The organism is Sphaerisporangium aureirubrum, from assembly GCF_042658925.1.
Lineage (GTDB): Bacteria > Actinomycetota > Actinomycetes > Streptosporangiales > Streptosporangiaceae > Sphaerisporangium > Sphaerisporangium aureirubrum.
The window spans coordinates 92,419-111,144 of sequence record NZ_JBHSRF010000006.1; the positions used below are offsets into that span (position 1 = coordinate 92,419).

Sequence of the window (18,726 nt, forward strand, 5' to 3'; positions counted from 1 at the left end):
GTCCGGCGCGGTCAGCGGGGGACGGGCGCCACCGAGCGCAGCACGGCGCGGTGGGTGGGGAGGGCTTCCGCGCGGCGCGCGCGGCCCTCGTCGGTGATGCGGACGAAGACGCCCCGGCGGTCCTCCATGCAGTGGTCCCGGCAGACGAGGCCCGCCTTCTCCAGGCGGGAGATCAGCCGGGACAGCGCGCTCTGGCTGAGGTGAACCGTGTCGGCCAGCTCCTGGACGCGGTATTTGCCGTGCTCGGACTCGCACATGTGGTCCAGGACCTCGAAGTCGCTCACGCCGAGGCCGTGCTTCTCGCCGAGTTCCCGATCAAGGGCACACCAGGTCGTGGCATGCCTGGCCAGCAGATGGCGCCAGGACTCCACCACATCGACGTCGTCGTCCATGGCCGGACTATACCATGCGTGCGCATTGGATGCACCAGCATTAATTGCTTGTGCATTGAATGCATGTGCATGTAATGTCCCACCCCATGAACCTCTCATCTCACGCCGAACGCTGGGACGCGCGCCTGTGGGGCGCGCTCACCGTGCTCTGCGCTGTGATCTTCCTAGACGCGCTCGATGTCTCGATGGTGGGAGTGGCGCTGCCGTCCATCCAGGCCGACCTCGGCCTGACCACCTCGACGCTCCAGTGGGTCGTCAGCGGCTACGTGCTCGGCTACGGCGGCCTGCTGCTGCTCGGCGGACGCACCGCCGACCTGCTCGGCCGCCGCCGGGTCTTCCTCGTCGCGCTCGGCGTCTTCGCGGTCGCCTCCCTGCTCGGCGGAGTGGTCGACGACGGCGGCCTGCTCATCGTGGCCAGGTTCGTCAAGGGCATCAGCGCCGCCTTCACCGCGCCCGCCGCCCTGTCCATCATCACCACGACGTTCGCCGAGGGCCCCGCGCGCAACCGCGCCCTCAGCATCTTCACCGCCTGCGGCGCCAGCGGCTTCTCCCTCGGCCTCGTGCTGTCCGGCCTCCTCACCGAGATCGGCTGGCGCTGGACCTTCCTGATGCCGGTCCCGGTCGCCCTCCTCGCCCTCGCCGCGGGCTTCTCGCTGCTGCCGCGCCACTCGGGTGAGGAGCGCGCCACCGGCGGATACGACCTGGTCGGCGCCGCCACCATCACGTTCGGCATGCTGCTGCTGGTGTTCGCCGTCGTGCGCGCCCCCGAAGCGGGCTGGGTCTCGGTCCCCACGCTCGCCGGGCTCGCCGGAGCCGCCGCGCTGCTCGCCGTGTTCGTCGCCGTCGAACTGCGGGTCAAGCACCCGCTGGTCCGCTTCGGCATCCTGCGCTCCGCCCCGCTGGTCCGCGCCAACCTGGGCCTTGTCGTGCTGTTCGGCTCCTACGTCGGCTTCCAGTTCGTCGCCATGCAGTACTTCCAGAACCTCCTCGGCTGGTCCGCCCTCCACACCGCCCTGGCCTTCCTGCCCGCGGGCCTGATCGTCGCCCTCACCTCCACCAAGATGGGCGACCTCGCCGACCGCTTCGGCACCGCCCGCCTGATCGCCATCGGCTCCCTCAGCCTGGCCGCCGGCTACGGCGTCTTCCTCGGCGCCGGCCCCGACCCGTCCCTCACCCTGGTCATCCCCGGCATGGCCCTGCTGGGCATTGCCTTCGGCCTGTCCTTCCCGTCCCTCAACATCCAGGCCACCGCGGGGGTCGCCGACGACGAGCAGGGACTGGCCTCCGGCCTCCTCAACACCTCCGGCCAGGTGGGCGGGGCACTCGTCCTCGCCGTCGTGGCCGCCGTGGCGACCGCCCACGGGGGCGCGGTCACCATGGACACCATCCGCTCGTCGTTCGCCGTCTGCGCCGCCGTGGCCCTCGTCGGCCTCGGCATCGCCGTCACCGGCCTCATCCGGGCCCGCTCCACCGCCCCGGCGGCGGCACCGGCGCCCCAGGAGGCCAGAGAGGTGCTGGAGACCATCTGACCAGCTGACCGTCCGACCCGTTCGAAGCCCCCTGGCGTGTGGGACGCCAGGGGGCTTCACCATGCGTGGCAATCCGGTTGCGGTGGTTCGGCGGCGTACGCGAGACTCGTCCGCAGTCGCGAGGTGGGGCCGGAGGGGACGATGAGCACCACTGACCAAGGCAACACCTATCTGCAGCGGGTCGTCGCGCAGCAGGCGGTGCTCGAGGACGACCTCCGGGCACGCCGCGCCGCCCCCGGAGCGCCGGCGCCCGCGGCGGGCCCACCGGCCAGGCGCGAGCGGGCCCCCGGCGGAGCGGCCCACGAGAAGTCCACGCCGGGGCCGGTGGACGTACGGATCACCGGCTTCTGGCGCTGGAAGAACGTACTCGTCCCGCCGAACGCCTTCGTGGTGCACACCCGGCGCGGCCGGGAGAAGCCCCTGCACATCGGCCTCGGCGTGTCGTTCCGCTACACCCCCTCCACCGACTCGTTCCTGGTGGTGCCGGGCGCCACCCAGACCATCCTGATCAACGCGTACTGCGTCTGCGCCGAGCTTCAGGGCGTGCTGGTGCAGGGCTACGTGCAGTGGATCATCCACTCCTTCCCCATCGCCTACCGCAAACTGGACTTCGGCGACGCTGAGGACCCGATGCGGCTCGTCAACCTCCAGCTGCGGGAGCAGGCGGAGGCGGCCATCAAGGACAAGGTCTCCACCATGAGCGTCCGCGATGTGCTGAGCGACAAGCAGCCCATCATCGAGGAGCTCACCGCCCGCCTGCGCGCGGTGGCCGAGGGCGAGGACGACAGCGACCAGGGCCTCGGCCTGCGCATCGTCACCGTCCAGATCAAAGAGGCCGTCGTCAGCTCGTCCCGCCTCTGGGAGAACCTGCAGAAGCCCTACCGCGCCGAGCAGGGCCAGATCGCCCGGCTGGCCGAGTTGCGGGCCGAAGAGGCGGTCGCCCAGCGCGAGATGGCGGCCGAGCGTCTCAAGGAGACCCAGCGCCTGGAGTACGAGCGCGAACTCGCCGAGCTGCGCTCCCGCAACGACGCCTGGCAGTTCGACACCGAGGTCGCCGAGCGCCTGCGCCGCACCCAGCGCGAGCACGACGACTCCAGAGCGGTGGCCGAGCTGGAGACCGAGACCACCCGCCACGCGCTCCGCATGGAACGCGAGCGCCACGCCGAGGAGGCCGAGACCGGCCGGCTCCGCATCGAACGCGAGCAGGAACTCAAGCGCCTGGAACTCGACGGCCAGCTGGAGCAGGCCCGCTCCCGCTCCCTGGCGGACCACGAGCGCGCCCTCCTCGACGTGGAACGCGCACGCATGCGCGCCGACATCGACAACCAGCAGACCCCCGCCAGCCTCCAGGCCAAACTGATCCACTCACTCCCCGAGATCATGTCGAAGCTCCCCAAACCCGAGGAACTCCGCATGGTGTCGATCAACGGCGGCGACCGCACCACCGTGTCGGGCCTGCTGACCGAGCTGGCCATGATGGTCGGCGTACTACGCTCGGCGATGGAGGGCGACAGGCCGGGTTCCTGAGCGTCCCCGACGGACCTCGGCGATAGGTTTCCGTCCGGTCGGGTTTCCCGGTGAACCTCTGAGGCATGCTCCGCATCAAACGAGTAGGTGGCACCCCGCCGAGGAAGCCGAGGTTCCCATGAACAGGCTCGCTGTCGTCGCTCTTGTCCCCCTTGTGTTCCTCGCCGGCTGCGGTGGTGGTGGTCCCGGGTCGCCCGAGGCGACGGCGACCGCGACGGTGACCGTCGCGCCGTCGCCGGAGGCGCCGAGTCCCACTTCGGAGCCCACCGTGTCGGCCAGCACGATCCCGGCGACGCCGTCCGGGTCGACGACCCCCTCCTCCACCGTCACCGGGCTGCCCGCGCCCACGGGGACCAAGCAGGTCAAGGTGAGCCGGACTCCGGAGAACCCTCCCCTGGTCACCGGCCTGCGGTCGGCCGCGCACGACGGCGGGGGCTTCGACCGCGTGGTCATCGACCTGAAGGGGGCGCGGACCGGATACACCGTCGACTGGGTGCGGCAGGTCGTCCAGGACGGGTCCGGGGAGGTCGTGCCGCTCAAGGGCGGTGCGTTCCTGCAGGTCACCATCACGCCCGCCAACGCGCACACCGAGAGCGGGAAGCCCACGCTCGGGCGGACGCCGGTGCTGAACTCCGAGCTCGCCAACGTGCGCAGCGTCGTGCCCGTGGGGGACTTCGAGGCGGTCGTCACCGTCGCCATCGCGCTGCGGCACCGGGCCGGGTTCCGGGTGTTCGAGCAGAAGGATCCGACGCGGCTGGTCATCGACATCGCGCACCAGCGCGCCTGACGGGGACGCCGTGCGGCGCGGGGGCTCCCGGAGTCCGTACGATGTTGCGATGACACAGCAGCCCACCCTCGCCGAGATCCGCAAGGCCCCGAAAGTACTCCTGCACGACCATCTCGACGGTGGCCTGCGTCCGGAAACGATCGTCGACCTCGCCCGGGAGACCGGATACGACAAACTGCCCACGACGGACGTCGCCGCGCTCGGCGCGTGGTTCCGTGAGGCGTCCGACTCCGGGTCCCTGGAGCGGTACCTCGAAACGTTCGCGCACACCGTCGGGGTCATGCAGACCCGCGAGGCGCTGGTGCGGGTCGCGGCCGAGTGCGCCGAGGACCTCGCGGACGACGGCGTCGTGTACGCCGAGGTGCGGTACGCGCCCGAGCTGCACACCTCGGGGGGGCTCAGCCTCGACCAGGTGGTGCAGGCCGTGCTCGACGGCTTTCGGCAGGGGTCGGAGGGACGCGGGATCCGGGTGAGCAGCCTGCTCACCGCGATGCGCCACCAGGCCAGGTCCATGGAGATCGCCGAGCTCGCCGTGCGGTACCGCGACGTGGGGGTGGCCGGGTTCGACATCGCGGGCGCCGAGGCCGGGTACCCTCCCACCCGGCACCTGGACGCGTTCGAGTACCTCCAGCGGGAGAACTCCCACTTCACCATCCACGCCGGCGAGGGCTTCGGGCTGCCGTCCATCTGGCAGGCCATCCAGTGGTGCGGCGCCGACCGCCTCGGGCACGGGGTGCGCATCATCGACGACATCCAGGTCGCCTCGGACGGCACGGCCAAGCTCGGGCGGCTCGCCGCGTACGTGCGGGACATGCGGATCCCGCTGGAGATGTGCCCGACGTCCAACCTGCAGACCGGCGCGGCGACCTCGCTGGCGGAGCACCCGATCGGGCTGCTGCGGCGGCTGTACTTCCGCGTCACCGTCAACACCGACAACCGGCTGATGAGTGACACCAGTGTGTCCAGGGAGTTCGCCGGGCTGGTCGACGCGTTCGGGTACGGGTGGGACGATCTGCAGTGGTTCACGGTCAATGCCATGAAGTCCGCGTTCCTGCCGTTCGACGAGCGACTCGCCCTGATCAACGGCGTCATCAAGCCCGGCTTCGCGCAGCTCAAGTGGCAGGCTTGAGCATCGGGAGCAAGGCGTTAGCGTGGTGAACGCCCCGCGTAACGGAGAGGTGTCGGTGAGCGAGCCGTGAAGCCACAGATCTTCAGATCCACGACGGCGTGGGTCCTCGGCTGGTTGTGGGTGGCCTTCGCCGCCTTCAACGCCGTCGACCTTGTCCTCAACGGCCGCATCCCGTCCGCGCTGGTCGCGGGCGCGGTCCTCGCCGTCCTCACCGCCGCCGTCTTCATCGGCTGCCTGCGCCCCGGCATCCTCCCGCGCGAGGACGGCATCCTGGTCCGCAACCCGCTCCGCAACGTCTTCATCCCCTGGAAGGCCGTGGACAACATCCACGTCTCCCACGCCATCATCATCGACTCCGGCGACGAGTCGATCCGCTGCTGGACCCCCCAGGCCTCCGCCCGGGAACGCGCCAAAGCCACCCGCCGGGGCACCGCCGTCCCCGCCACGTCCGGCCGCTACCAGACCCAGCCCGTCCTGCCCAAGGCCGAGCAGACCGCCGCCCGCGCCTTCACCGGCCGGACCCACGCCGACTGGGTCGCCCAGCAGCTGACGGAGACCGCCACCAAGAAGTCCCGCGTCCCCGGCGACCGCGCCCCGATGACCGCCACATGGTCCCCGTCGGCCCTGGGTGCCCTGGCAGCCGCCCTGGTCCTGGTGATCGCGGCCCTCATCACCGCCTGACCTCCCGGGGCGGTCAGAGGGCCAGGAGCGTCGCCAGGGCGTCCTTCAGGGTGCCGAGGTCGTGGGCGGCCTGGTCACGGGCGCTCGGGACTGCCTCGCGGGCGGGGACCGGGACGACGACCTCCAGGTAGCACTTCAGCTTCGGCTCGGTGCCGGACGGGCGGATGATGACGCGGGCGTCGCCGGAGAGCCGGTAGCGGAGGCCGTCGGTGGGCGGGAGGCCGTCCAGACCTGTGCTGAGGTCGTCGGCGGACAGGACGGCACGGCCGGCCAGTTCCATCGGGGGAGTGGCGCGCAGGCGGGACATGGCGCCGGTGATGAGGGAGAGGTCGGCGACGCGCACCGACAGCTGCGCGGTGGCGTGCAGGCCGTAGCGGACGGCCTGGTCGTCGAGCAGGTCGGACAGTGTCCGGCCCTCCCGCTTGGCGGACGCCGCCAGCGCCGCGACCATGAGGGCCGCGCCGATGCCGTCCTTGTCGCGGACGGGCAGCCCCTCGTCGGAGCCAACGCTGTAGCCGAGTGCCTCCTCGTAGCCGAAGACGAGGCCCTCCCCGGCCTTCACGATCCACTTGAAGCCGGTGAGCGTCTCGGCGTGCCGGACGCCGTGGTCGACGGCGATCTTGCCGAGCAGGGACGACGACACGATGGACGCGGCCACCAGCCGGCCGGGTGCCGTGGTCCGGGTGATGACGTACTCGCCGAGCAGCCCGCCCACCTCGTCCCCGGTGAGCATGCGGAAGCCGTCCCCCAGCGGCACGCCCACCGCGCACCGGTCGGCGTCGGGGTCGTTGGCGATGATCAGGTCGGCCCCGGCGCGCGCGGCGAGGTCCAGCGCCAGATCCATCGCCCCCGGCTCCTCGGGGTTGGGGAACGCCACCGTGGGGAAGTCCGGGTCCGGCGTGAACTGCTCGGCCACCGGGGACGGCTCGGCGAACCCCGCCGCCGTGAAGGCCCGCAGCAGCAGGGCCCCGCCCACGCCGTGCATCGGCGTGTAGACCACTGTCAGATCCCGGGCGGACCCGAGTGGCAGCGACGTCACCGCGCCGAGATACGGCTCCACGATCGCCGCGTCGGTCAGCGTCTCCCAGCCCTCGCCGAGGGGCAGCCGGTCCACCGGCCCCACCGCGTCGATGGCCGCCGAGATCTCCTGGTCCAGCGGTGGCACGATCTGCGCCCCGTCTCCCCAGTAGACCTTGTAGCCGTTGTCCCTGGGCGGGTTGTGCGACGCCGTCACCATGACCCCCGCGTCGGCCCCGAGCCGCCGCACCGCGAACGCCAGCACCGGTGTCGGCCAGTGCTCCGCCATCAGCGACACCCGCAGCCCCGCCCCGGTCAGCACCGCGGCCGAGTCCCGGGCGAACGTCGCGGACATGTGCCGCGCGTCATACCCGATCACCACATGCCGCCCGGCCCCGAGCCGGGCCGCCAGCCCCGCCGCGGCCCGCATCACCGTCACGCGGTTCATCCGGTTCGGCCCGGCGCCGAGCTCCCCGCGCAGCCCGGCCGTCCCGAACTCCAGCTTGGCGCCGAACCGGTCGGCCAGCGCCGCCTCGTCCCGGCCGGCCAGGATCTCCCGGAGTTCCTCCCGGGTGACCGGGTCGGGGTCCTGGCCCAGCCACGCCTCGGCCCGCTCCCGCAGCGTCTCCACCGTCGTCACAGCTTGCCGACGACCTTCCCGAGCAGGACGCCCATGCGCGCCGCCGTCGACCGGCCCACCGCCAGGACCTCCTCGTGGTTCAGCGGCTCGCCCACCAGCCCCGCGCCGGGGTTGGTCACCAGCGAGACGCCGAGCACCTCGGCCCCGGCCTCGCGCGCCGCGATGGCCTCCAGCACGGTGGACATGCCCACCAGGTCGCCGCCCAGCGTGCGCAGCATGCGGATCTCGGCGGGCGTCTCGTACGTCGGCCCGCGGAACGCGACGTACACCCCCTCGGCCAGCGAGGGGTCCACCTCGCGGGCGAGGTCGCGCAGCCGCCGGGAGTACACCTCGGTGAGGTCGATGAACGTGGCCCCGGTGATCGGGTTGGCCCCGGTCAGGTTGATGTGGTCACCGATCAGCACCGGCTCCCCGACCTTCTGCGTCTCCGGCCGCAGCCCCCCGGCCGCGTTGGTCAGTACCACCGTCGACGCCCCGGCCGCCACCGCCGTCCGCACCCCGTGCACGACCGGCTCCACCCCGCGGCCCTCGTACAGGTGCGTCCGCCCCATGAAGATGAGCGCGTGCCGCCCCGCCGCGGTCTCCACCGCCCGCACCCGCCCCGAGTGCCCCGCCACCGCCGGCGCGGCGAACCCCGGCAAATCGGTCACCGAATGCTCGCTGATGGTCCGCCCGATGGCATCCGCCGCCGGCACCCACCCCGACCCCAGCACCAGCGCCACATCGAACGCCTCGACCCCGGTCAGCTCCCGAAGCCTCCCGGCCGCCTCCGCCGCCACCTCATACGCGTCTGTACTCACGGCAACCGAGGCTACAACCCGCACTTAACGATCGGCTCACGACCACCCGCGCCTGTGGACGACGACTCACTCTTGATCGAGGACGCCGATCACGTTCGCCACGGGGACGGTGCCGTCCCCCAGCTCGCGGTGGTAGTAACGGGAGTCGACGGCCTGGTTCCGATTGTCGCCCATGACCCAGATGCGGCCCACCGGGACGGCCACCGTGCCGAACATCCGGAACTCCGGATCCGGATGGAGGTACGGCTCGTCGAGCGGCTTCCCGTTCACCAGCAGCACGCCGTGGTCGTCGCAGCACCGGACCGTCCCGCCGGGGACGCCGAGCACCCTGCTGAAGATGGGTCTCCCGTCCCAGCCCCACGACTCAGGGGTGCTCACGACGACGACGTCCCCCACCTTCGGCTGGTAGACGTCCGTGAGGGCGACCCGCACCGAGGCGCCCTCTTTCAGCGTCGGCTCCATGCTCCCGCTTCTGACCGTGTAGAACGTCTTCCCCGTGAGGGCCCCGAACGGGTCGCCGCACCCGCTGATCGACACGACCAGAAGCAGCACCACGGCAGCGAGGGCCTTGCGCCGGATCATTCCCGCATTATTCAGCAGAAACGGATCATTCGCCGATGGATGTGCACGGGCGGCCGCGTAGGTCGCGGACGTAGTCGTCCGGGGCGCCTGCCTTCTCGGCGGCGTCGGCCAGTATGCCGAGGTAGCGGGCGGAAGGGAGGCCGCCCTCGTAGTCGTCCAGGACGTAGAACCAGGCGACCACCTCGCCGTCCAGGGTGGCCACGCGGAGTTTGACCTTGTGGTAGAGGCCGAGGACGGCGCCCTCCCACTGGTCGAGGGTGGCCTCGTCCCATTCGGGGACGTCGTAGAGGACGACGAAGACGTGCTCCTCGGAGTCCTCGGCGATGGTGGCGAGCGCGCCCTCCCAGCCGACGTCCTCCCCGCCGAAGGTCAGGCGCCAGCCCTGCAACCAGCCCGTCCCGCGCATGGGCGAGTGAGGGGCCCGCTGGGCCATCTGCTTCGGGTCCATGTTGCTGCCATAGGCGGCGTAAACCGGCACGGCACACTAGAGTAATCCAAGATCCGCCTGACGGTTGATCAGGAGGTCACGACATGCGCGCCAGGCGTGTCGATCTTCCCGCGATCGCGGCGCAAACCCGGGGATTTGTAGGGGTTTTTTCGGCAAAATTCGAGCTTTTACCGGTCTGCTCTGCTTCTCATCGGCCATACCTCGCCAGGCACCTGACGGCATGCGGGACAATGGGGTATGTGACGAAGATTGTGATCATTGGCGGCGGACCCGGTGGATACGAGGCGGCACTGGTCGCGGCTCAGCTCGGGGGCGAGGTCACCGTGGTCGAACGCGAGGGCCCGGGGGGCGCCTGCGTGCTCACCGACTGCGTGCCGTCCAAAACCATGATCGCCACTTCCGTCCGCAAACAGGCATTGCTGGACGCCTCCTCGCTGGGCGTGCATTTCACCGGCGGGCCGGACGGCGACGTGGGCGGCGCGCTGGCCGATATGCCGCTCGTGAACAAACGCGTGAAAGAACTCGCCCGCGCGCAGTCCGCCGACATCGCGGCCCGCCTGGTCGCCGAGGGCGTCGAGATCGTCAACGCCCCGGGGCGCCTGGTGGACCCCCGCGTCGTCAAGGCCGGCGACCGCGCCATCCAGGCCGACGTCGTGATCGTCGCCACCGGCGCGACCCCCCGCGTGCTGCCCGGCGCCGAGCCGGACGGCGAGCGCGTGCTCACCTGGCGCCAGCTGTACGACCTGGACGAGCTGCCCGAACACCTGATCGTCGTCGGGTCCGGCGTCACCGGCGCCGAGTTCGCCGGCGCGTACCGCTCGCTCGGCTCGGAGGTCACGCTGGTGTCCTCCCGGGACCGCATGATGCCCAACGAGGACGCCGACGCCGCCGAGGTGCTGGAGAACGTCTACCGCCGCCGCGGCATGAACGTCATGGGCCGCTCCCGGGCGTCGTCGGTCAAGCGCACCGCCGACGGGGTCGTGGTCACGCTGGAGGACGGGCGGACGGCCGAGGGCAGCCACTGCCTCATGACCGTCGGCATGGTGCCCAACACCTCGGGCATCGGGCTGGAGGAGGCGGGGGTGACGCTGGACCGGGGCGGGTTCGTCCAGGTCGACAAGGTGTCCCGCACCTCGGCGACCGGCGTCTACGCGGCCGGCGACTGCACGGGGGTGCTGATGCTCGCGTCGGTGGCGGCCATGCAGGGCCGGATCGCCGTGTGGCACGCGCTGGGGGAGGCCGTCCAGCCGCTGCGGCTGGCCACAGTGGCGTCCACCATCTTCACCGACCCCGAGATCGCCGCCGTGGGTGTCGCGCAGCGGCAGGTCGAGGCCGGGGAGGTGGAGGCGAACGTCGTCAAGCTGCCGCTCGCCACCAACGCGCGGGCCAAGATGCAGGGCTTCCACGACGGCTTCGTGAAGCTGTTCTGCCGCCCGCACACCGGCATCATCCTCGGCGGCGTGATCGTCGCCCCGCGGGCGTCCGAGCTGATCCTCGCGCTGTCCCTCGCCGTCCAGCACCGGCTCACCGTGGACCAGCTCGCCCACACCTTCGCGGTCTACCCGTCCCTGTCCGGCTCCATCACCGAGGCGGCCCGCCGTCTCATGCTGCCGACCGCCACGGTGATCTGACCGCCGCTCACCGCAGGCGGGCGCGCATCCGGCCGAGGGCCTGGTGGCCGTGGTGGACGGCGTGCGCCACCGGGGCCAGCTCCGGCATCGAGCGGGCCACCGAGAGGCCGTGGCGGGCCGCCTCGTAGGCGTCCAGCGCGGCGCGCCAGTCCTGGTCGCCGCTGCCGCCGTCGGTCGCGTGGTGGATCTGATAGTCGAAGTCCAGGGCGTCGATCGCCTCACCGAGCCGGGTCACGTCCTCCTCGGCGGACCTGCGGGCGGCGGCGAACCGCGCCGACTTCTCCAGCCTTCGGCGGTGTGTCGTGCCCCAGAAGACCAGCGTCAGCAACAGGCCCACGCCGCTGAGCACCGCCAGCATGATCCCGATGTTCGGCCCGCCGCGATGGGAGCCGTCGCCGGTGCTCTGCGCGGGGTCGCTCGACTCGTCCGTCTCCTCGGGCAGGTCGGACGTGCTGCCCTTCGCGTCGTCGGGCACGTCCTCCGGCGTGCCGAGCGCCCCGGTGAGGTCCAGGTCGTCGGCCTGGGTGAAGGACGCCTGCTCCACCTTGGCGCCGTGCAGGTCGGCGCCCTTCATCTCCGCCTGCGTGAACTCCGCCTCGGTGAGGTCGGTGTTCTTCAGCACCGCGAACTCCAGGTGCGCCTGTCCCAGCTCGGCCTCCGGCAGCTTCGCCCCCGTGAAGTCCGCCTTACGCGCGTCCGCCTGCCCGAGCTTGGCCTCGGTGAGATCCGCCTTGACCAGCGTCGCGTCCGTGAAGTCGGCCTGCGTGAGCTCGGCCCGCCGCAGCACCGCCCCCGTCAGATCCGCGTGCGGGAACTCGGCCTGCGACCCCTCCGCCCCTTCGAGCACCGCCCCCCGCAGATCGGCATGCTTGGCATGCATCTGCCCGAGATCGGCGTCCGAGAAATTGGCTCCCCGAAGATCGGCGTACTCCAGCCGGGCCTGCGTGAGATCCGCCTCCTTGAACGAAGCGTCCCTGAGCAGCGCCCCCGTCAGATCCTTCTGAATCAGATCGACCTCGTCGAACCGGGCCCCCGTGAGATCCGCGCACCGCAGATCCTGGGGAATGGCCGCCCCGCCCGTGAAGTCCTTCCCCCGCAACTTGAGCCCCGACCCCGGCCGGCAGGGCGCCCCCACCCGCTCCACCCCGGCACCGGCGGCCTCCGCCGCCAAAGGCACCGCGGCCACCCCTAACCCGACAACCCCCGCCAATACCAGGGAAATCACCCGCAAAGCAGCCTCCTAAGAACTCGGGCCAGTCTGACACCCCCTGATATACGAGAGGTTGCACCCACCTTGCGGATCACTTTCCCCACCCGGGAAGGCAAAAGCCCCGGCGGGGAGCCGGGGCTTTTGAGGTGAGCCGTGACCTTGGGAGGGTTACCAGTCGCCTCCGCCGCCGAAGTCGCCGCCACCGAAGTCGCCGCCACCGCCGAAGTCGCCTCCGCCACCCCAGTCGCCGCCGCCGCCACCGCCGAAGTCGCTCGCGCCCTCGGCGTAGCCCGCGCCGTAGCCGCCGTAGCCGAAGCCACCGAAGGAGCTGCCGAGGAGGGTGCCGATGAGCATGCCGGTCATCAGGTCGCCGCCGAAGCCGCCGTAGTAGCCAGACGCGTAAGGGGCGTAGGCGGGGCCGGCGTCCCAGTACGGGCGGCGCTGGCCGTCCACCATGACCTCGCGCATCTGCGGGTCGAAGCCCTGGTCGACGCGCTGGGCGTCCATGGCGCACGCCGGGACGTTGCGCGGGGCCCCGCCGGGCGGCGCCCAGGCGACGTCGCGGACGGACGGGCCGTGCTGCGGGTTGAAGAAGCAGGGGGCGCGCCGCTCGGGCACCGGCTCGTTGCTCACCCGGGCCTTGACGCACGCCAGGGCGTACCGACCCTCTTCGAGGATGGAGGTGACGCCGCGCAGCTGGTCGGCGCGCTTGACGGCCGCCAGCTCGTTCTTGGCCCGCTCGTAGGCGTCGAGGGCGTTGCGCCAGTCGTCCTGCCCCTTGGCGGGGTTCTCGGCGAACTTGACGTCGAGGTCCAGCGCGGTGATCTCTTCACCGAACTTGGTGACGTCCTCCTCCACGGTCTGCCGGACGGCGGCCAGCTCGGCGGCCTCCCGCGCCTCCCGCTGGCGCTTCTTCTTGCGAGCGTAGAAGAAGATGCCGAGCCCACCGGCCAGCGCCAGCACCAGGATGCCGATCAGCACCCCGCCACCGCCGCCGCCACCTGCCGCGCTGCCGGTCTCGAGCGCGCCCCGGGTGTCACCCTTGACGGCCTTGTCGACGCGGTTCACGAAGTCCTGCATGCCGGTGGTCAGGTCCTGGTTGTTGGCGACCGACGCCTCGGCCAGCTGCCCGGCCAGGCCGGTCTTACGGATGGCGCTCGACCCGGCGAACAGGCTGTTGCCGTCCAGCAGCGCCACCGTGGCCCGCGATCGGCCCGCCGCGCTGAGCTCCCGGCCGAGCGCGGTGAGGTACGGCCCCGCCGCGGCGTTGTCCGGGATCGAGCCGTCGGCGAGCGCCGCGACGTAGATCTTGCTGCTCGCGCCTTCCAGCGCGTCCCTGATCTTGCCGAGGTCGTCCGAGGAGAGCGTCACCCCGGGGCCCACGTAGAGGGGGTCGCTGCTCTTCCAGGCGGCCACCACGGTGGCCGGATCGGGCGGCGCCGCCGCCAGCGCGGCCGTCGGCGACGCCAGCAACGCCAACAAGCCGGCCAGCATCGCCACGACGGTGGCTGCGGCACGGCGCGTCATGATTTTGGTCACGGCTGTATGCCTCCTTCGCCCTACAGGACGAACGGCGGGTCCTCAGGGTTCCTCGAAAGCCACCGTATCTTCATCCGGACCGATTCCCGGCCGGGAGTGGATCAGGCGTCCTTTATTTCGCAGATGGCCGCACCCGCCGTGACGGTCTGCCCCACGGTGGCGGCCAGCCCGGTGACGGTGCCCCCCTTGTGGGCCGTGAGCGGCTGCTCCATCTTCATGGCCTCCAGCACCACGATCGTGTCCCCGGCGGCCACGGCGTCGCCGTCCGCCACCGCGACCTTGACGATCGTGCCCTGCATCGGGCTGACGAGCGCGTCCCCGCTCGCCGCCGCGGCGGTGCCCCGGCCCCCGGCCCGGCGGGCCGGCTTCTTGGCCTCGGTGCCGCGGCGCGCGGTCGCGGCCCCGGCTGGCAGCACGACCTCCAGCCGCTTGCCGCCGACCTCCACGACCACCCGCTCGCGCTCGGCCGGCTCCTCGCCCGTCGCGGCCTCGCCGGCGTACGGCTCGATGCCGCCCTTGAACTCGGTCTCGATCCACCGGGTGTGGACGGTGAACGGCTCGGCCGTGAACGCCGAGTCGGTCACCACGGCCCGGTGGAACGGCAGGACGGTGGGCATGCCCTCGATGACGAACTCGTCCAGGGCGCGGCGCGACCGCTCCAGCGCCTCGGTGCGGGTGCGGCCGGTCACGACGAGCTTGGCCACCAGGGAGTCGAAGGACTGCGGTACGGTCATGCCCGCCTCGTAGCCCGCGTCCAGCCGCACGCCCGGCCCAGAGGGCACGCGCATGGCGGACAGGGTGCCCGGCGCGGGCAGGAAGTTGCGCCCCGCGTCCTCGGCGTTGATCCGGAACTCGATGGAGTGCCCGCGCACCTCGGGGTCGTCGTAGCCGATCGCCTCGCCGCCCGCGATGCGGAACATCTCGCGCACGAGGTCGATGCCGGTGACCTCTTCGCTGACCGGGTGCTCGACCTGCAGACGGGTGTTGACCTCCAGGAACGACACGGTGCCGTCCTGGCCGATCAGGAACTCGCAGGTGCCCGCGCCGACGTACCCGGCCTCGCGCAGGATGGCCTTGGACGAGGTGTACAGCACGTCGCGCTGCTCGGGGGTGAGGAACGGCGCGGGGGCCTCCTCGACGAGCTTCTGGTGCCGCCGCTGCAACGAGCAGTCGCGGGTGGAGACCACCACGACGTTGCCGTGCGCGTCGGCCAGGCACTGCGTCTCGACGTGCCGGGGCCGGTCGAGGTAGCGCTCGACGAAGCACTCGCCCCGGCCGAACGCGGTGACGGCCTCGCGCACCGCCGACTCGTACAGGTCGGGGATCTCCTCCATCGTGCGGGCCACCTTGAGCCCCCGCCCGCCGCCGCCGAACGCGGCCTTGATCGCCACGGGCAGGCCGTGCTCCGCCGCGAACGCGACGACCTCGTCCACACCCGACACCGGGTCGGCGGTGCCCGCGACCAGCGGCGCTCCGACACGCTGGGCGATGTGGCGCGCCGCCACCTTGTCGCCGAGCGCCGTGATCGCGGCCGGTGGCGGCCCGATCCAGGTGAGCCCGGCGTCGATGACCGCCTGGGCGAAGTCGGCGTTCTCCGCGAGGAAGCCGTACCCCGGGTGGACCGCGTCCGCGTCCGCCTCTGCGGCGATGCGGAGCAACTTGCCGATGTCCAGGTATGTCTCGGCGGGCGACTGGCCGCCAAGGGCGTACGCCTCGTCCGCCATGCGCACATGCAGCGCGTCGAGGTCTTGCTCGGCGTACACCGCGACGCCGGCGAGGCCGGCGTCCTTGCATGCGCGGGCGATCCGCACCGCTATCTCGCCGCGATTGGCGATCAGGACCTTCTGCACCGAGGTCGTCCCTTTCCCTGTGAAAAGGCCCGGTGGGCCTCCCAGGAGTTTAGGCGCCCTCTGATCGGCCGCGAGCACTTACCCGGACGTTTCGTTCCCTGATTGCATTCGGACGGGGTCCGGGTGGGGCGATCACGCTCGATAACCAGTGGGCATAACCCGTGCGAGGGGCCGCCTTGACGTCTAAGGTGAGTGCGTTTGGCTACCCCCTGTCATGCAGACCATCCGGAAGGAGACCGGCATGAGCCAGAGTTTGCTCGGGGGCGACCCCGCCGAGATGCAGAACATGGCCGCCCAGTTCACCCAGCAGGCAGAGCAGGTGCGCCAGACCATGGCGGCCCTGGACCGCGAAGCGGCCAAGGTCGGCACCGCCTGGACCGGCCCCGGCGCCGTCCGCTTCAGCGGCGCCTGGCAGAACTACCGGCAGGCTTTCCAGCGCATGTCCGAAGAACTCGCCGAAGCCTCCCGCATAATCACCACCTACCGCGGCAACATCGAGTCCGCAACCCGCTAGCCCCGTTCCCCATGCCCCCCACCCCCACCCGGCCGGGCCCCCCACCCGGCCGGCGCCCCCACCCCACCCTCCCCACGCCGAGGCCCTGCTCCCAACACGGCCCTACGAATCGTGACGCACCAACCGCCGACGAGCCGCCCTCTCAGCGTGGGACACCCACCGCCGACGGTGCGTCCGTTGACGGCGGGACGTCCGTTGACGGCGGCCCGCTACCCGGTGGCGGGGTGTCCGCTGAGGGTGGGACGTCCGCTAGGGGGGCGTTGTCCGTTCACGGTGGGGCGTCCGTTGACGGCGCCCCGCTACCCGGCGGTGGGGTGTCCGCTGAGGGTGGGACGTCCGCTAAGGGGGCGTTGTCCGTTCACGGTGGGGCGTCCGTTGACGGCGCCCCGCTACCCGGCGGTGGGGTGTCCGCTGGGGGCGGGACGTCCGCCAAGGGCGAGTTGTTCGTTGACGGTGGCCCGCTGACCGGCGGTGGGGTGCTCGCTGACTTTGGATTGTCCGCTGAGGGTGGGATGTCCGCGGACAAGGGGGTGTCCGTTGAGGGTGGGGTGTCCATTACGGGTGGGCCGCCCGCGGTAGGTGGGGTACCTGCTGGTCGCGGCGCTCCCGCCGAACGCAGGGTGTTCCCGATCGCCCGCTCCCGCGCCTCCGGCCGGGCCGGCGCGTCCTCTGATCGCGGGGCGTCCGCCATCGAGCTGGCGATGATCATGCCCGTCGTGCTCATCGTGATCCTGCTGGTGGTCCAGCTGGCCCTGGTGTTCCACGGCAGGCAGGTCGCGGACGCCGCCGCCCGCGAAGGCGCCCGGATCGCCCGCGCCGCCGGAGCCGACAGCAGCGGCTGGCAGAGCGCCGCCGAAGCCAAGGCCCGGTCCATCGTCCGCGCCGTAGGCCCCAAGATGCTCCAAGGCGTAGGCGTCCGCGCCTGGGAGAAAGGCGACCAGCGCGGCGTCACCGTAGAAGGCGCCGCTGTAGCCGTCGTCCCCCTCCTCCCCGGCATGTCCTTCAAAATCACCTCAACCTTCGGCGGCCCCATCGAATGCTTCCGCCCCGACGACGGCGGCCAGGACTGCGGCTGACCACCAAGCGACCTTCCGCCTCTCACTCCGCCGACTGCATCTCGGGACATCCTGGCCACTGAGTCATGGCTGGATGGCCCTGGCGGGGACGGAGATCGACCGCAGGGGCACCCGCGCTCGTAGGTGAAGCTTTCACCGCAGGGACGCCCGCCGGGATCACTAGGGCGCCGCCGGGGACGTACGGCGGAGCCGGGTTCGCCGTACCGCGTTTCGCCGTCGCGGCGCCGACCAGGGCGACCGCCGAGGTGATGTCCGTTCGGGGAGGACACCCCGTGCGGGTAACGGAAGAGGGATTAGGTCAACCGCCGTCCGGTGGCGCCGGGTTCGCCGCACTATGTCCCGCCGCCCGGCAGGCGTCCCGGTGGTCCCGGCGGCACCCTGATACGGCGAGAACCCGCCACGGGTCACCGAGACCAGAGATAACTGACATCAAGGGATCAAAAACGTCCAAACCATCTCCGGCTGGGGTGGATGGACCCACCCGTTGTCGACACCCACCATGCCGATCACAGCCCACCCGATTCACGGCGTATCCATCACCGCACGTGGACACCACCCCGCGAGCGGCGCCGTTAAGACGGACCTCACGGGCGGTGGGGTGGCCGAGCCATGGGAGACAGGGCGGTGACGTCCCCTGAAGTGGTGTACCTCCTGGGGATCTTCGTGAAGCGTGTCGATGGCTCGCCGCTTGGCACCGAGGGCGGCGCATTCATGATCACAACCACGGGAAATCACACCACCTGACGGGACGTCACCGACAGGGCTTTCGGGGCGTCACCGGGCCCCCGAGCACCCATCCGTCGCGGGGTGTGTCCACGTGCGGTGATGGATTACCCGTGGATCGGGTGGGCTGTGGTTGGCATGGTGGTGATCGACAGAGGGCGCCCGCCGCTGCGGGGTGGCGTCCAGGTCACGTCCACGTGTGGTGATGGGGACGCCGTGGATCGGGTGGGCTGTGGTTGGCATGGTGGTGATCGACAGAGGGCGTCCGCCCTCGCGGGGGTGGCGTCCAGGTCACGTCCACGTGCGGTGATGGACACGCCGTGGATCGGGTGGGCCGTGGTCGGCATGGTGGTAATAGACAACGGGTGGGTCCGTCCACCCCAGCCGGAGATGGTTTTAACGTCGTCGTTCCCTGACGTCGGCTATCCCTGGTCTGGAGGCCCGTGGCGGGTTCTCGCCGTACGGCGGCACCGGGTTCGCCGCACCGTCCCGCCGCCGGTAGGACGAACCTCGCCGGGCGGTCAAGCGGTGGCGACAGAGTTCCAGCGCCGCCGGAGGCGCCACACCGCATCCCGGCCGTCGGCCTTGGCCGGATGACGCGACGGGTGAGAAGTAGATCGCGAGGGCGCCCGCCCCTGCGGGGTGGCGTCC

The 18,726-nt window shown here is 71.4% G+C and carries 16 protein-coding genes; 8 read left to right on the forward strand and 8 right to left on the reverse strand.

Translation table 11 applies throughout. From position 1 onward, the window contains the following. Positions 1 to 11: 11 nt before the first annotated feature. Positions 12 to 392: a MarR family winged helix-turn-helix transcriptional regulator gene (locus tag ACFP1K_RS06295; protein WP_380747874.1), complete on the reverse strand. Its 381-nt coding sequence runs from the start codon at positions 390 to 392 to the stop codon at positions 12 to 14. Between the two features lie 86 nt (positions 393 to 478). Here ACFP1K_RS06295 and ACFP1K_RS06300 point away from each other — a divergent pair, with 86 nt between their 5' ends. The 5 genes from ACFP1K_RS06300 to ACFP1K_RS06320 all read left to right on the forward strand — a co-directional run bounded on the left by ACFP1K_RS06300 (position 479) and on the right by ACFP1K_RS06320 (position 6,045). Beyond that, entirely contained in the window at positions 479 to 1,921 is a 1,443-nt protein-coding gene (locus ACFP1K_RS06300; RefSeq protein ID WP_380747876.1) for an MFS transporter, read from the forward strand. A 141-nt stretch (positions 1,922 to 2,062) separates the two neighbouring features. Beyond that, entirely contained in the window at positions 2,063 to 3,448 is a 1,386-nt protein-coding gene (locus ACFP1K_RS06305) for an SPFH domain-containing protein (protein WP_380747878.1), read from the forward strand. 118 nt (positions 3,449 to 3,566) lie between these two features. Next, entirely contained in the window at positions 3,567 to 4,235 is a 669-nt protein-coding gene (locus ACFP1K_RS06310; RefSeq protein WP_380747880.1) for an AMIN-like domain-containing (lipo)protein, read from the forward strand. Between the two features lie 49 nt (positions 4,236 to 4,284). Then, positions 4,285 to 5,364 carry an adenosine deaminase gene (locus tag ACFP1K_RS06315; RefSeq protein WP_380747882.1) on the forward strand — a complete coding sequence of 360 codons (1,080 nt, stop codon included), beginning with the start codon at positions 4,285 to 4,287 and terminating at the stop codon, positions 5,362 to 5,364. Positions 5,365 to 5,430: 66 nt separating this feature from the next. Further along, positions 5,431 to 6,045, forward strand: coding sequence for a hypothetical protein (locus tag ACFP1K_RS06320; RefSeq protein ID WP_380747884.1), 615 nt, complete (start codon positions 5,431 to 5,433; stop codon positions 6,043 to 6,045). Positions 6,046 to 6,058: 13 nt separating this feature from the next. Here ACFP1K_RS06320 and ACFP1K_RS06325 read toward each other — a convergent pair whose 3' ends face one another. The 4 genes from ACFP1K_RS06325 to ACFP1K_RS06340 all read right to left on the reverse strand — a co-directional run bounded on the left by ACFP1K_RS06325 (position 6,059) and on the right by ACFP1K_RS06340 (position 9,562). Then, entirely contained in the window at positions 6,059 to 7,702 is a 1,644-nt protein-coding gene (locus ACFP1K_RS06325; RefSeq protein ID WP_380747886.1) for a phospho-sugar mutase, read from the reverse strand. Beyond that, a complete protein-coding gene (locus ACFP1K_RS06330; protein WP_380747888.1) occupies positions 7,699 to 8,502 on the reverse strand; it encodes a purine-nucleoside phosphorylase in 804 nt (267 codons plus the stop codon). Before ACFP1K_RS06330 ends, ACFP1K_RS06325 begins: the two co-directional genes overlap by 4 nt. Before the next feature lie 66 nt (positions 8,503 to 8,568). Beyond that, complete coding sequence (gene lepB / locus ACFP1K_RS06335) at positions 8,569 to 9,084, reverse strand: signal peptidase I (RefSeq protein ID WP_380747890.1); 516 nt, start codon at positions 9,082 to 9,084, stop codon at positions 8,569 to 8,571. A 25-nt stretch (positions 9,085 to 9,109) separates the two neighbouring features. After that, positions 9,110 to 9,562: a gamma-glutamylcyclotransferase gene (locus ACFP1K_RS06340; protein WP_380747892.1), complete on the reverse strand. Its 453-nt coding sequence runs from the start codon at positions 9,560 to 9,562 to the stop codon at positions 9,110 to 9,112. 209 nt (positions 9,563 to 9,771) lie between these two features. On the opposite strand from ACFP1K_RS06340, the gene ACFP1K_RS06345 reads away from it, so the two are divergent. Then, on the forward strand, positions 9,772 to 11,163 hold the full coding sequence (locus ACFP1K_RS06345) for an NAD(P)H-quinone dehydrogenase (protein ID WP_380747894.1): 1,392 nt from the start codon (positions 9,772 to 9,774) through the stop codon (positions 11,161 to 11,163). A 7-nt stretch (positions 11,164 to 11,170) separates the two neighbouring features. Here the strand turns inward: ACFP1K_RS06345 and ACFP1K_RS06350 are convergent, their stop codons facing one another. The 3 genes from ACFP1K_RS06350 to ACFP1K_RS06360 all read right to left on the reverse strand — a co-directional run bounded on the left by ACFP1K_RS06350 (position 11,171) and on the right by ACFP1K_RS06360 (position 15,762). Then, complete coding sequence (locus ACFP1K_RS06350; RefSeq protein WP_380747896.1) at positions 11,171 to 12,340, reverse strand: pentapeptide repeat-containing protein; 1,170 nt, start codon at positions 12,338 to 12,340, stop codon at positions 11,171 to 11,173. Positions 12,341 to 12,541: 201 nt separating this feature from the next. Next, positions 12,542 to 13,912, reverse strand: coding sequence for a hypothetical protein (locus ACFP1K_RS06355; protein ID WP_380747898.1), 1,371 nt, complete (start codon positions 13,910 to 13,912; stop codon positions 12,542 to 12,544). 101 nt (positions 13,913 to 14,013) lie between these two features. Then, positions 14,014 to 15,762 carry an ATP-binding protein gene (locus ACFP1K_RS06360; RefSeq protein ID WP_380747900.1) on the reverse strand — a complete coding sequence of 583 codons (1,749 nt, stop codon included), beginning with the start codon at positions 15,760 to 15,762 and terminating at the stop codon, positions 14,014 to 14,016. A gap of 241 nt (positions 15,763 to 16,003) precedes the next feature. Between ACFP1K_RS06360 and ACFP1K_RS06365 the strand changes: the two genes are divergently transcribed. Together ACFP1K_RS06365 and ACFP1K_RS06370 are read left to right on the forward strand one after the other, a co-directional pair. Then, positions 16,004 to 16,276, forward strand: coding sequence for a WXG100 family type VII secretion target (locus ACFP1K_RS06365; RefSeq protein ID WP_380747902.1), 273 nt, complete (start codon positions 16,004 to 16,006; stop codon positions 16,274 to 16,276). A gap of 620 nt (positions 16,277 to 16,896) precedes the next feature. Further along, a complete protein-coding gene (locus ACFP1K_RS06370; RefSeq protein WP_380747904.1) occupies positions 16,897 to 17,352 on the forward strand; it encodes a TadE/TadG family type IV pilus assembly protein in 456 nt (151 codons plus the stop codon). Positions 17,353 to 18,726: the final 1,374 nt, after the last annotated feature.

Coding starts and splice junctions, on each gene's coding strand:
- ACFP1K_RS06310 (WP_380747880.1), top strand. CDS start 3,567: ATGAACAGGCTCGCTGTCGTCGCTCTTGTCCCCCTTGTGTTCCTCGCC.
- ACFP1K_RS06315 (WP_380747882.1), top strand. CDS start 4,285: ATGACACAGCAGCCCACCCTCGCCGAGATCCGCAAGGCCCCGAAAGTA.
- ACFP1K_RS06300 (WP_380747876.1), top strand. CDS start 479: ATGAACCTCTCATCTCACGCCGAACGCTGGGACGCGCGCCTGTGGGGC.
- ACFP1K_RS06295 (WP_380747874.1), bottom strand. CDS start 392: ATGGACGACGACGTCGATGTGGTGGAGTCCTGGCGCCATCTGCTGGCC.
- ACFP1K_RS06365 (WP_380747902.1), top strand. CDS start 16,004: ATGAGCCAGAGTTTGCTCGGGGGCGACCCCGCCGAGATGCAGAACATG.
- ACFP1K_RS06305 (WP_380747878.1), top strand. CDS start 2,063: ATGAGCACCACTGACCAAGGCAACACCTATCTGCAGCGGGTCGTCGCG.
- lepB (WP_380747890.1), bottom strand. CDS start 9,084: ATGATCCGGCGCAAGGCCCTCGCTGCCGTGGTGCTGCTTCTGGTCGTG.